Source organism: Flavobacterium sp. (assembly GCF_031381455.1).
In the GTDB taxonomy this organism is placed as follows: Bacteria; Bacteroidota; Bacteroidia; order Flavobacteriales; family Flavobacteriaceae; genus Flavobacterium.
In genome coordinates this window covers 15,494-29,881 of record NZ_JANMXZ010000038.1, presented here as the reverse complement: position 1 = coordinate 29,881, position 14,388 = coordinate 15,494, and the positions used below count along the sequence as shown (strand labels likewise).

Sequence of the window (14,388 nt, the reverse complement as noted above, 5' to 3'; positions counted from 1 at the left end):
GTTTTGTTTTATTTTGAATGCAAATTATATAGTAAGTTATTGTGCTCTATTGATGTAAATCCATCCTGTTTTGGTTTCACCATTATTTCGGTCAATAATGAAATAATAGGTTCCATCTGGAAGTTCATCTCCGTCGTCTGATTTTCCGCCCCACTCATCAACATAATCATTGCGCGAATAAACTTTCATTCCCAATCTGTTAAATATAGTTAATTTTCTAACATCATAACCCGTTAAGTCAAAAGTGTCATTTAACCCATCATTGTTAACAGAAATACCTTTTTGTATAGTACAGAATACAGAATCTACATCAAAAGGAAGTGACACAGTAGAACATCCATCTACAGTTATAGTTACAGTATAAACCCCAATTGCTGTTACCGTTATACTTTGTGTATTTCCTACTTCAGCACCTGCGTCATTATGCCAAGAATAAGTTGCTGTATCAGGATCAAACGAACCATTTACAGGAGTTGCAGTTAAAATATAATTCACACTTTGACATCCACCGGTAAGTTCAATTGTTACTGGAGGAACTATTGTAACCTGAGTAGTACCTGGTGTTGAAACTTCACAATTACTAACATTTGGATTCGTGGTATAGGTCACTGTATATGTTCCAGGTGTACTCGTTAAATCGATAGCTCCAGTTAAAGGATTTATTATCAAACCAGTTGTTGAGCTAAATGTATCGCCTGATGCAAATCCAGAATTAAGATTTGGTAATTCAGAACCATTATTCGCACAGAATGGGGTGTCATAATTGAAACCTGTCACTAAAGTAACCACTGGTTTTATCTCAAGTAAGAATGCTGGCGATGTTGTTGCGCTTACCCTACATGAAGCTGGATCTGCGACAACATTAACAACAATTGAGTAAATTCCGGGGGTTGAATTTGCTAAATCAATTACACCAGTAGTTGAGTTAATAACTAAACCTGTTGATGGACTAGCTGAGAATGTGGCAAAACTACTAAAACCTGAGTCTAGACTTGGAGACAAAGTAGCCTGCGCATTTTTACAAATAGGTGTCGAATAACTAAATCCAATGATTGGTGTTATTATCGGATTAATAACGATTGTGGCTGAACTTTGTCCTCCTGCAAGACATATTGCTGGTTGATTTGCTACAGTATAATTAACGGTGTGTGTTCCCGGTGTAGAATTCGCTAAATCGATTTCTCCAGTAGATATGTTTACAAACACGAGTCCAGTAGTAGTTATATCCTCTGAATAAATTCCTCCCGTTGTAAACCCTGAAGTTGGAATTGGTGTAGGGTTTGGAGTTGCATTTTGACAAACCGGAGTTGAGTAACTAAATCCAGTGACCGCTACAATAGGATTAAGAGCATCAATAGTTACAGTTAATGGTGGAGATGTACAACCAGTAGACAAATCTTTAATTACAAGTATATGATCACCAATAGCTAAATTACTGAATGTAGTACTCGATTGAAAAGTTCCATTATCAACACTATATTGATAATTAGAAATCGAAAAAGCATAACTACCAACATTGGTATAATCTTCAGGATCTATAGCTGTCCAATCAGCAGGATTCCATGTTGTGCTTGGTAATGTTGCAGTATTTAATCTTCTGTAGGTGTAACCTGTTTGATTACTTGGTGTAAATGTTGAACCGTTCGTTACGCCCCAAACATCTAGTTCAACATCGGTTGATGTAGTTAACCTAATATTATCATTATTATTTACCCCTCCACATCCTGTAAAAGTTTGATTTGGAACAATACCAGGTATGTTAGCATTACTACTTACTTTGATTACATTAGTAGTGTTATTTGCAATAGTTCCTGTTAATTGCAAGTCGCATGATAAAGTTGCTGTGACAGGCGGTGAACCCCAAGTATAAAATTTCAATTTATAATTAGCTAAACTCAATGGAGCTCCAGTTCCGTTATATAGCTCAACATAAGTTAAAGAACCAGTATCTGCATCGGTAACTTCAGAGATAAATAAGTCTGCTGGTAATGGTCCACTAGCATCTAATGGGGTAAAACTAATTGTCCCAGTTGGTGATGAACAAGAAGATGGAGTGGTTGTAATATTCGTTGGTGTTGGAACTGTATTAATAGTTACAGTAAATGATTTCTCATTAGTACATCCACTAGCTCCGACCGCATATATATAAATTGTTTGAGTATTTGTAATCGGTGCTGTAATATCTAATGGACCTACTCCGCCAGTTTGAGAGAAATAGTTACCAAGAGTTAAACTTGGTAAAGTGTAAGTATAACAAGCAGCAACTGGCGCAGGTTGAACTATATTTGGCAATGCTATAATTTCAACTTGAGTAGAAGGATTTCCAGTTGTGCAAACAGAACCAGGTAAACCATAAACTACTGTATAAATTCCAGGTGAACTTAAACTTGGATTTATTTCACCTGTTGTTGGATTAATACTCAACCCAACATTTGGAATTGCAGAATAACTTCCTCCTGTTGTTCCAGTTTGAGTTACAGTTTGAAGACTGGTAACACTTTTACAATAAGATGGACTATTATAACTAATAGTTGCTGTGGTAGGTTCAGAAATATTAATAGTATATGATTTTACAAATTGAATACAACTTGCAGTTGCAGCAACAGTATTTGTAACTACATAATTTCCTGCGGTACTTGCCTGAAGGTTTATTTCACCAGTAGCAGTGTCTGCAAAAACCAAACCAGGAGTTGATGAAAAAATACCCGCTAAAGATCCTACAGCTATAGTTGGAATTGGATTAGAAACACCCGCTGCTCTACAGTAAGATGCAGGGCTGTAACTAAAAAAAGCATCTGGGCAACAATTTGTTGTACCATGTCCCGGTGCAGTGCTATTAGTTTGTGTTAAATTAATAAATCCTGGATCATCGGAAAAATTAGTAATTAATACAATATAAAATTGTCCTACAACCGCATTTGCTATGTTTAAATTTTCAGTTGATGCTAATGAGAAACTACATCCTGTAGTTTGTGTTATCGGAACACCAATTCCAGGTGCTTGTCCACCGCTTATGGCAGCACACCCAGCAGCTTGACTTGTAAATGGTCCCCAAGCAGCATAATCTACATCTAAATCTGGCGTGCCTCCAGCAGTAGATGATTGTGTAAGTAAAAAATTAATAGGCCCTGAAGTTGCTACTTGAATTGTAAAGTATGCAGGATTTGGTGATGTAGTTAAACATCCGATTGTTCCTAAACTAGTCACCCCTGTTGTATTAGCATAATTTGTTAAGCTACATACTGTTGAGCCAGTAGGGCAAGTCGAAGGTGTTGAAATACACAAATTAAATGTAACTGTTTGAACTGCGGCAGAATTGGAATAAACTCTAATAAAATAGGTTTGACCTACAACTAAGTTATTTGCAACACTTGAAAGACTATTTGCAACACTACAATATAACTGTGTCAAAGTTCCACATTGACCAGAATAAACAGCGTGATTTAAGTTGGTAGTAGAACCAGTAACATTTTGTAGAGAAATATTTAAATAAGTATTTGTTGCTACAAATTGAAACCAAACATCATCATTTGCATTACCTATACACGGTGCGGTTGTCCCGGGAGTTGAAGCTGTTGCACCAGTTATAGTCCCGGGTGTAACTTGTTGACAAACTGAAGATGAGTTTACAGGGGCAAAAATTGCACCCGAGCAATCATCATTAATTATTAACGTTAAAAAATCTTTGCCTGAAGACCATGCGCTTGAATCTGTAGAAGAACAAACAGCTCTTACATAAAAAGTATATTTTGTCCCAGGATTTAAACCAGTTATTAAACTTGGATTTGCCGAAACAATTACACCCGTAGCAGTTGGTAAAGGGATTGGTGATCCAAATGATACATATAAAACTTCCCATTGGGTTGCCGGAGTTGTATTAGTATCAGTCCAACCCAATAATGCTGAAGTTGATGTGATGTTAGTAGCGGTTAAATTGATAGGCTTCAGACAAGTTGGTGCAGGCGCACAAGTAACATTAGCAACCCATCCTGAATTGGTAAATAAGCCATCGCTTCTAAATCTAAAAGTTAAGCAACCTGAGTTACTTGATGAAGTAAACGGACCAGGAATTGTTGTTCCCCAAAAAGCGCCGGGTGTTGTTAAAGGACCAAAACCGACACCATTTGTACTCGATATTTGAGGAGCAGTTATTGAATTTCCATCATAAACATATATCCCATCATATTCATCTTCTGTATCAAATGTTGTGAAAGTTACCGTTACTAATTCTCCAGGAATTGTAGGGCAAATTGTTACAGTAGAGTCTGCATTATTAGAATAATTTGCGGTTAAACCACCTGAGTCAATATAGTTACCACCACAAACTGGTGGCGCAATTTGAGTTGTTACGATGGCGGGACCTCCCCAACTACTACTATCTGTAACAGAGCAAACCGCTCTTATATAAATGTTATAACATGTTGCAGAACTTAATCCTGTCAGTGTAAAAGGATTTGTAGATGTACTAACAAAACCTGTTGAAGCTGCAGTTGGTGCCGGCGAAGCACAAGGCAATGCTAAAACTTGCCATCCTGTTTCGGTGTTACCATTTGTCCAAGATAAAGAGGCAGAATTAGAAGTTACGCTACTCGCTGCTATATTAGTTGGTTCAGGACAAGTTGGTAAATCTTCTACAATTACATTATCAATATATAATCTCCATCCATCAAGTCCACCAGCAGGAACATGCCAAGCAATATTAACCGTACCGCTGTAGGCAGCAAGATTAACAATTTTTTCAACATATGTAATATTTGAATAAGAAGCTAAAGGAACTAAAATAGTTGTAAAGTTTGCTGGAGCTGAACCAGTTGTAGAAAGCATAACTCTAAAGTCATTAGGCTCAGTAGTAGATTGGACTCTATATCTAAATTTTAATCTTTGGTTTCCTGTAAGTACAATTTGAGGAGATATCAACCAGTCATCGTTAGCACCAGCATTAAAATCTGTAGTGATAGCTGCAGATTCATTTCCTTCAAATGGATTTATAGCATAGTTCATATTCCATGTATCGGTATCACCATTAACATTTAAAACTGTCCAGCATGCTTGTGATGTAGAAGTACTATTAAAACCTTCTTGAAAAGGAACAGTAAAAGCAGCACACGGAGTATTGATTGTTATGGGAGTAGACCATTCACTATATAATCCACCACCACAATCTGCTCTTAAATAAATATTGTAACACGTATTTGCTGTCAATCCTGTCGAAAGCGTGTAAGGATTAGTTGTAGCAGTTGCAGTCGGTGTTGACGTTGCAGTTGGTGCTGACGAAGAACAAGGTAATGCTATGACTTGCCATGAAGTAGCAACTGTTGTATCAGGATTAATAGGTTGTGTCCAGTTTAATAGAACTGAACTTGCTGTAACTAATCCTGCAGTAAGTGCTGTTGGAATTCTACATGATGGTGGAGGGCCACAAGTAATATTACTTACCCACCCAGCAGCTGTAGTGGTTGCATTTGATGTAAATACAAAAGTCAAGGTTCCTGCAGACGATGATGCTGTAAAGGATGGAGGTAGAGTTGTTCCGGTTAACGTTGCCAAAAGTGGAGCTGTAACGTCGCTACCATCATATACTCTCAATAAGTCAGATCCGTTTTGAACGTTAAAAGAAGTAAAAGTAACCGTAACCACCTGACCAGTAATAGTAGGAACTATTGTTGTGGTCACGTTCGCATTATTGGCATAATTTCCTGCCAATCCTCCTGAATCTACAAAGTTACCACCACAAACTGGAGGTGCAATTTGAGTAGTAACTGTTCTTGCTCCAGACCATGCACTTACTCCGCTTGAAGAGGCATTACAATCTGCTCTTACGTATAAATCGTAACATGTTCCAGGTGTTAATCCTGTAATTGTAAAAGGATTTGTTGGAGCAGCAATCCACCCAGTTGTAATCGCTGTTGGCGCTGGTGATCCACATGATAAAGCTATTACCTGCCAAGAAGTTGCGCTTCCAGCATTAGTCCAACCAAAATCAACCGAAGTAGATAATAAAGCAGCTGTAGTCAAGGCTACTGGCTGTTGACATGCTGGAGGAGGTCCACAGGTTACATTTGCAACCCAACCTGCTGCGGTTGTTGTACCATTAGAAGTAAAGACAAAGGTTAAGCTACCATTTGAAGCACTTGACGTAATAGCAGGGGGCAAAGTAGTTCCTGAAAAAGTTCCTAATAAAGTTCCAGTTGTATCAGTACCTGCATAAACTCTTAACAAGTCATTATTTAATTCTGTATTAAAGGTTGTAAAAGTAACGGTTACTAAATCCCCCGGAGTTACTGGGTTTATTGTGGTACTAACGTTTGCATTATTCGCATAATTTCCTCCTATACCACCCGAATCTACAAAATTACCTCCACAGACAGGTGGAGCTACTAAAGTTGTAAAGTTGGCAGAAGCTACAGACCAGGGACTCGAGAATCCGGTGGTACATACTGCTCTTACATAAAATTTATAAGCAGTGTTCGGAAGTAATCCAGTTACTGCATAAGGGAATGTAGTTGTGGTATGTGTTGCAACTCCTGTTGGAGTCCCTGAAGCAAGTACAACTTCTATTTCCCAACCATTTACTGCACCATTAGGATTTGTCCAGTTTAAGGTAGCTCCATTTGGAGTTATTACAGATGAAACTAATCCTGTTGGCGACAAACACGCAGCATCAATGCTAACATCATCTACTAACCATCTATCACCACCAAAATTGCCGTCTGGTTGGGAAAATACTTTTACAAAAGAAACGTAAACGAATTGACCAGCAAAAGCAGCCAAATCAACAGTTTTTTCTGTGTAGATGTTAAAGTTAGTGGTTGGCGTAATTAACTCATCTTCTGTCCATTGTTGTACTAATAAATAGTCATTTGGATTGGTTTGTGATCCAGTAGCGACAGAGGCTACTTTTATCTGATAAATAGTCCCTTGATTTCCACTGGTAAACATTCTTGTATAAAAATGTAATACTCCATTGGTTGGAATTTGCACAGGTGGAGTTGCTAAATATTCTTCGGTAGTATTTCCGGCACCAATATTTTCCCTGTTAACATAAGCAGCGTTAACTCCTTGGTATGGAAAGGCGGTATTAATTTCCCAGCGTACTGGAGATCCGCTAGTATCAAATACAGCCCAGTCTCCCGTACCTAAAGGCCAGTGTGTTGACGGAAATGCATCAGGACCTGTAGTATTTTCAAAACCTTCTAGAGCTAATTGGGAATAGCCACTTATAGAGAATAATAAAAACAGTAGTAGTAAAGTAATTTTTTTCATAAAATGAAAATTTTGAGTTTTTTGTTAATTTTTCTTGAAAATTTTTGACGCCCAAATTTAGTAAAATTTATGAATTATTTATGAATTGTTTTTGATAGACACACATTTAACAAATCAATCCAAACTATTATTAAGAATCATTAACAATTTATGTGATTTTTTAATTCTCAAATGTCTAATTTTGCCATAGAATCAAAAAAAATGTTAGAAAAAGAAATTATTAATTTTGAAAGAACTGTAATTGTTGGAATAATTACGCAAAATCAAAACGAAGAAAAATTAACAGAGTATCTCGATGAGCTGGAATTTTTAACTTACACAGCTGGTGGTGAGGTTATTAAAAGATTCTCTCAAAAATTAGAAAGACCAAACCCTAAAACCTTTTTAGGAACAGGTAAGATGGATGAAATTAGTTTGTTCATCAAAGAAAAAAATATTTCAACAGTAATTTTTGATGATGAATTGTCGCCATCTCAACAAAAAAATATTTCTAAAATTCTTGATTGTAAGGTTCTGGACAGAACAAATTTAATTTTAGATATTTTTGCACAAAGAGCAGAAACTTCTTATGCAAGAACTCAAGTAGAATTAGCACAATGCCAATATTTATTACCTAGACTTTCCGGAATGTGGACACACTTAGAACGTCAAAAAGGAGGAATTGGTCTTCGTGGTCCTGGGGAAACAGAAATTGAAACCGATAGAAGGATTGTTCGGGATAGAATAGCTTTGCTGAAAGAAAAAATAAAAACCATTGACAAACAGATGTCGGTTCAAAGAGGCAATCGTGGCGCAATGGTCAGAGTAGCTTTGGTTGGTTATACCAATGTTGGGAAGTCGACATTGATGAATGTAATTAGCAAAAGCGAAGTGTTTGTCGAAAACAAATTATTCGCTACACTCGATACTACTGTTCGTAAAGTAGTTATCAGAAATCTGCCTTTTCTGCTTTCAGATACCGTTGGATTTATTAGAAAATTACCAACACAATTAGTGGATTCTTTCAAAAGTACGTTAGATGAAGTTCGCGAGGCGGATTTGCTATTACATGTTGTTGATATTTCGCACCCTGATTTTGAAGAACACATAAGTTCCGTTAATCAGATTTTACAAGATATAAAGAGCAATGACAAACCTACTATAATGGTTTTTAATAAAATAGATGCTTTTAAAAATCAAGAAATTGAAGAGGATGATTTAATTACCGAAAAAACAACAAAGCATTACACTTTGGAAGAATGGAAAACAACTTGGATGAGTAATGTTGGTAAAAAAAACACCTTGTTTATTTCGGCTACCAACAAAGAAAATTTTGAAGAATTCAGAGAAAAAGTATATGAATCCGTGAGAAAAATTCACGTCACCAGATTCCCTTATAATAAATTTCTTTATCCAGATTATAAAGATGCCGTAGAAAAAGAGTAGCGTTTAATTTCTATTGAAGATAATAAATGTATCCAACATTCAACCAAAGATTCCAATCATTTGCTCTATTCTCAGGATATCTGGTTGGGTCAGGATTCAAACCGTCGACCCAATTAGAGAAATAATACTGCCATCTAAGGTCAACCATTAAATCAGATAGTTCCGTTAATTTGTATCTACAACCAATACTGGAAACTATAGACCAAACGGTTCCGCTTTCGTCTCTCCAGCCATCTAAATATTTATCGGGTGTAGTAAGTGGTGTGCCTATAGGGCCAAGAGTGGACCAAGCTTTAGGGCTGTAAAAACTAAATTGTCCACCCAAACTAATAAATGGAGCAAACGAACCTAAAGTAGCTGTAAATTCTCGTATACTTAATGGAAAAAATTCCAATTGCATACCAACATTGGTAACAGCTGTGCTACCTCTCATAGCTCTTAATTGATTGGCCATTAAACTGGTTCTGCTAGCATCAACCCATTTTCCAAAATGTTGCAATTCGGTTTTATTATAGGACAACTCACTTCTTAATTTAAAGTGATCATTAAAATAGGTCTCGGGAGTGTAACAATTACATTCGGCTTTATAGGAAAAATTTAAATAATGAATTATACCAATACCATATCCGGTGTTCCCCGCATTTGTAGAAAAATCATGACGCTCACCATAATCCGACTGAAAAGCAACAGGACCAAGTATTGCACCAATTTCATGGGAAAATCCAAATTGAGCATTTACGCTATTTGACAAACCAAATAACAGTAGTAAGGTTATGATAAAATTTTTGGGCATTTGCATTCTAATTAGTTCAAATCTCGACAAATATATAAAAACATCAATCAGTTATAAAATATAAATAAAAAATACTTGATTTATATATGAAGAAATAAATAAAAAGTTTTATAAGCTGTCACTTTAATAGGTTTATTCAACTTTTATTGGGATAACAATAAAAGCAATGAGAATTTAAAAAAAAAGATGTCATTATTTGAATAAAATGTATATTTGTCCGATTTTACGAAATCGATTTCTTAAAAAATATAATAGTATAATTTTATGTCACAAAGTATCAACACATTTATGGAATTGGTTGCAAAAAGAAATGGCCATGAACCTGAATTTATGCAAGCAGTTATGGAAGTTGCTGAAACAGTAATTCCGTTTATTGAACAAAATAAAAAATACCAAAACAAAATGCTTTTGGAAAGAATGGTAGAGCCAGAAAGAGTAATCATGTTCCGTGTGTGTTGGATTGACGATGCCGGAAACACGCAAGTAAACCGTGGTTACAGAATTCAAATGAACTCAGCTATTGGACCATACAAAGGTGGAATTCGTTTTCATCCATCAGTAAACTTGAGTATCTTAAAATTCTTGGCTTTCGAACAAACTTTCAAGAACAGTTTGACAACATTACCAATGGGCGGTGGAAAAGGAGGTTCTGATTTTGATCCAAAAGGAAAATCGGATATCGAAATCATGAAATTTTGTCAAGCATTCATGACCGAATTAGCTAAACATATTGGTGCTGATACTGACGTTCCTGCCGGAGATATCGGTGTTGGAGGAAGAGAAGTTGGCTATATGTTCGGTCAATATAAAAGATTGAGAAACGAATTTACCGGAGTTTTAACCGGAAAAGGAATTACTTTCGGAGGTTCATTAATCCGCCCTGAAGCTACAGGTTATGGTGATGTTTACTTCGCTCAAAATATGTTAGCAACCAAAGGACAAAGCTTTGATGGAAAAACTGTTGTGGTCTCAGGTTCAGGAAATGTTGCGCAATATGCAATCGAAAAAGCAACCGAACTTGGAGGAAAAGTAGTTACAGCTTCTGACTCTTCAGGATATATTTATGATGCTGATGGAATCACATCTGAAAAATTGGCTTACATCATGGAAATCAAAAACGTAAACTACGGAAGAATTTCCGATTACGTTGCAAAATACCCTTCAGCAAAATTCGTAGCTGGGAAACGCCCATGGGAAGTTAAATGTGATATTGCTTTACCATGTGCTACTCAAAATGAATTAAACGGTGACGAAGCAAAAGCGCTTATTGCAAACGGATGTACATGCGTTGCCGAAGGTGCAAATATGCCTTCAACTCCGGAAGCTGTTACAGAATTCTTAAAAGCAAAAATTCTTTTTGCTCCAGGAAAAGCATCAAATGCTGGTGGAGTTGCGACTTCAGGTCTTGAAATGTCACAAAACTCTTTGCGTTTAAGCTGGACATCGGAAGAAGTTGACCAACGATTGAAAAACATCATGGCAAACATCCACGAGGCTTGTGTAAAATACGGTACAGATGCAACAGGATATACAGATTATGTAAAAGGAGCAAACATTGCCGGTTTCGTAAAAGTAGCTGATGCCATGTTAGCACAAGGAATAGTATAATTAAATAAACCAACCAAAACCCTTGAAATGCCATCAGAAATGATGGCATTTTTTGATTCAAATACAACAATTAGATAATTTTTGCGTTTATACTATATTTGTATGCTAATTATTTACAGATGAAAAAGTGCTTTTTCGGGGTTTTATTTCTTTTTTTTCAAATTTGCTTATCACAACCATTTCAAAATTGGAAAGGTTATTTTTCATACAATCAAATTAAAGATATCTCAGAATCAAACACCAAAATTTATGCTGCTGCCGAAAATGCGCTGTTTACCAAAAACGTTGTATCTAATGATATAAAAACTGTTAATACGATTGATGGTCTTTCGGGACAAACCATTTCTGCAATTTATCACAGCGACACTTTCAATAAAACAATTGTAGGGTATGAAGACGGATTGATGATTATCATTAATGATGCCGACGGAAGTATGTTAAATGTGGTGGACATCATCAATAAAAACATTCCTTCAAATATCAAAAGAGTAAATCATTTCATGGAATATGATGGCATTGTCTATGTTTCCTGTGATTTTGGAATTGTGCAATATAAATTGGCAACTTTAGAATTTGGAGATACTTATTTTATCGGTCCGGCCGGACAGGAAATAAAAGTCTATCAAACAGCTATTTATAATACTGCAATATATGCTGTGACACAATATTACGGAATCAGAAAAGCAGCTGTAACCAATCCAAATTTGATTGATTTTGCACAATGGCAGGTTTTTGATGGCGGTTTTTGGAACGGTTTAGTGACATTTAATAATCAGCTAGTCGGAATGAACACAAACAATAAAGTCTACAAATACAATGGTTTCTTTTTTGAAGAATTTGGAACTATTGGACAAACAGGACTTGATATTCGTGCCACTTCAAATTATTTAATAGTTACTTCTTTAAATCACGTTTTTATTTACAACACATCATTAAGCCAAATAATTCATATTCAAAACTCGCAAATAACTTCAATTCCGGTAACTTTTACATGTGCAACCGTTGTTAATGAAACGATTTATATCGGAACAAATGAAAATGGAATTGTTTCCTCACCTATTAATTCTCCCACTAACTTCGAATTTATTATGCCTAACGGACCAGTTCGGAATAATATATTTTCGATAAATAGTTCGTCCTCTAATTTATGGGCAGTTTATGGAGGATATGATATATTATACAATCCTTTTAATTACATAGGATTTTCGCTTTCAACATTTGGAATAAGCAAATACAATTCAACTAATCTTTGGTCTTATATTCCCTATAGCGCTCTTCCCAGTACAGAAGCATTGACAAGAATAACGGTAAATCCGAACGATGAAAACCAAGCTTTTTTCAGCTCCTATAACCGAGGTTTGCTGCAAGTAGATTTAGATTTGCCAACGACACTTTTTAACGAAAGCAACAGTACATTGAAATCACTAAGTTCGCCTTCAACAACAGGTATCAGAATCGGCCCTTCAGTTTATGATAAATCAGGAAATTTATGGGTAACTAACAGTCGTGTAAAAACCGGACTGAATGTTCTAAAATCTGGAGGTCAATGGCAAGCGTTTGACATGGAAACCATTTTAACAGATTATGCAAGTAATGATTTTAGTAAAATAGCCGTCGACAGAAATGGCACAAAATGGATTGCCACATATAAAAACGGAGTTGTTGCTTTTAACGAAACGGCCAATATTTTTAAAAAATTATCAGAAGGAGTTGATTTAGGAAATCTTCCTTCTCAAGACGTTAGAGCTCTTGCTGTAGATAATAGAAATCAGGTTTGGATAGGAACAACACGGGGATTGAGAGTATTGCCAAGTGCCGGAAGCTACAATAGTGATGATCAAATGAAAGCCAATGCGATTATAATTCTGGAAGATGGTTTGGCACAAGAACTTTTATACGAACAATTTATTACAGATATTGCCGTGAATGGTTCGAATCAAAAATGGATTGGAACAGCAGATTCAGGGGTTTTTCTTTTTTCTTCCAATGGTCAGGAAACGATTTATCATTTCACAAAAGACAATTCACCCTTACCAAGCAATGTAATCAATGACATCGACATCAATTCAGTTACCGGTGAAATTTTCTTTGCTACCGATAGAGGAATGGTTTCTTTTCAAGGCACAGCGACAAAATCAGCCGATAATTTAGACGCGGTATATGTGTATCCAAATCCGGTTCGCCCCGAATTTGTGGGAACAGTAAAAATCGCGGGATTAATTTCGAAAGCCAACATAAAAATCACAGACATCGAAGGAAATTTAGTCTACGAAACCACTTCCGAAGGCGGAACGGTAGAATGGGATACCAAAGCTTTTGGTAAATACAATGTAGCTTCTGGAGTGTATATGATTTTCATCGCTGCCGAAGATGCCTCAGAAACTGCTGTTAAAAAAGTGATGATAATCAGATAAATTACGAATTATGATTTACGAGTCATTAATTCGTAATTCGTAATTCGCAATTCGTAATTAACTATGCTCGTCAAAACCAAAGCCATCGTCATTTCTTCTCTAAAATATCAGGAAAAAAGCCTGATAGTAAAATGCTTCACGCAAAGCGACGGCTTAAAAAGTTACTTTGTGCCCAATGCTTTTGCAGCTAAAAAATCAAATCAAAAGATTGCGTATTTCCAGCCTTTATCGTTACTCGAAATCGAAGCCAATCACAAGAACAAAGGAACCCTCGAGCATTTCAAAGAAATAAAACTCGCACACGCGTATCAAACAATTTCCACCGATATCGTCAAAAGCACTATCGTGATGTTTCTCTCCGAAATCATTCATCACAGTATACACGAAGAAGAAAAAAACGAAAACTTGTTCAACTTTCTCGAATCGGCTTTGCTTTGGCTTGATGCTCATGACGAAATGGCTAATTTTCATCTGATTTTGATGTTGGAGATGACCAAGTTTTTTGGGTTTTATCCCGACAATTCTGAAGCGGTTTTCAAATTTTTCGATTGCAAAGAAGGAAACTTTACAGCATTTCAGGGAACCAATTGCCTATCCGAACACGAAACTTTTTTGTTCAAAAAACTAATTGATTTAAAATTTGACAGCGACCAAAAGGTTTTTGGCGTAATCGAACGTCAAATCCTACTAAAAATTCTACTAGACTATTATACCATTCATCTCGATGGTTTCAAAAAACCAAAATCACTCGAAGTTTTAAAAGAGGTTTTTGCTTAAAAGTTCAAAAAAACATTCTTCTTTCTTAATTTTTAGTAAAAGTCTATTCTCTTTTCTCTATTTTCTATTCTCTTTTCTCAAAATTCCTTACTTTCGCAGACTTGATTA

General features: G+C 36.1%; 6 protein-coding genes. 4 read left to right on the top strand and 2 right to left on the bottom strand.

Translation table 11 applies throughout. The features are described from left to right. Positions 1-36: 36 nt before the first annotated feature. On the bottom strand, positions 37-7,263 hold the full coding sequence (locus RMN97_RS08850) for a choice-of-anchor J domain-containing protein (protein WP_309614155.1): 7,227 nt from the start codon (positions 7,261-7,263) through the stop codon (positions 37-39). A 201-nt stretch (positions 7,264-7,464) separates the two neighbouring features. Between RMN97_RS08850 and hflX the strand changes: the two genes are divergently transcribed. Beyond that, positions 7,465-8,688: a GTPase HflX gene (gene hflX / locus RMN97_RS08845; protein ID WP_309614154.1), complete on the top strand. Its 1,224-nt coding sequence runs from the start codon at positions 7,465-7,467 to the stop codon at positions 8,686-8,688. A 10-nt stretch (positions 8,689-8,698) separates the two neighbouring features. Here the strand turns inward: hflX and RMN97_RS08840 are convergent, their stop codons facing one another. Beyond that, the gene (locus tag RMN97_RS08840; RefSeq protein ID WP_409024886.1) at positions 8,699-9,487 is read right to left on the bottom strand and encodes a THC0290_0291 family protein; all 789 of its coding nucleotides are present in this window, start codon (positions 9,485-9,487) and stop codon (positions 8,699-8,701) included. Between the two features lie 258 nt (positions 9,488-9,745). On the opposite strand from RMN97_RS08840, the gene gdhA reads away from it, so the two are divergent. From gdhA to recO, 3 genes are all read left to right on the top strand, one after another. Continuing rightward, positions 9,746-11,089: an NADP-specific glutamate dehydrogenase gene (gene gdhA / locus RMN97_RS08835; protein ID WP_309614152.1), complete on the top strand. Its 1,344-nt coding sequence runs from the start codon at positions 9,746-9,748 to the stop codon at positions 11,087-11,089. 119 nt (positions 11,090-11,208) lie between these two features. Further along, positions 11,209-13,503, top strand: coding sequence for a T9SS type A sorting domain-containing protein (locus tag RMN97_RS08830; protein ID WP_309614151.1), 2,295 nt, complete (start codon positions 11,209-11,211; stop codon positions 13,501-13,503). Between the two features lie 63 nt (positions 13,504-13,566). Further along, a complete protein-coding gene (recO, locus tag RMN97_RS08825; RefSeq protein WP_309614150.1) occupies positions 13,567-14,280 on the top strand; it encodes a DNA repair protein RecO in 714 nt (237 codons plus the stop codon). The last annotated feature ends 108 nt before the right edge of the window (positions 14,281-14,388 follow it).

Coding starts and splice junctions, on each gene's coding strand:
- RMN97_RS08850 (WP_309614155.1), bottom strand. CDS start 7,263: ATGAAAAAAATTACTTTACTACTACTGTTTTTATTATTCTCTATAAGT.
- hflX (WP_309614154.1), top strand. CDS start 7,465: ATGTTAGAAAAAGAAATTATTAATTTTGAAAGAACTGTAATTGTTGGA.
- RMN97_RS08840 (WP_409024886.1), bottom strand. CDS start 9,487: ATGCAAATGCCCAAAAATTTTATCATAACCTTACTACTGTTATTTGGT.
- gdhA (WP_309614152.1), top strand. CDS start 9,746: ATGTCACAAAGTATCAACACATTTATGGAATTGGTTGCAAAAAGAAAT.
- RMN97_RS08830 (WP_309614151.1), top strand. CDS start 11,209: ATGAAAAAGTGCTTTTTCGGGGTTTTATTTCTTTTTTTTCAAATTTGC.
- recO (WP_309614150.1), top strand. CDS start 13,567: ATGCTCGTCAAAACCAAAGCCATCGTCATTTCTTCTCTAAAATATCAG.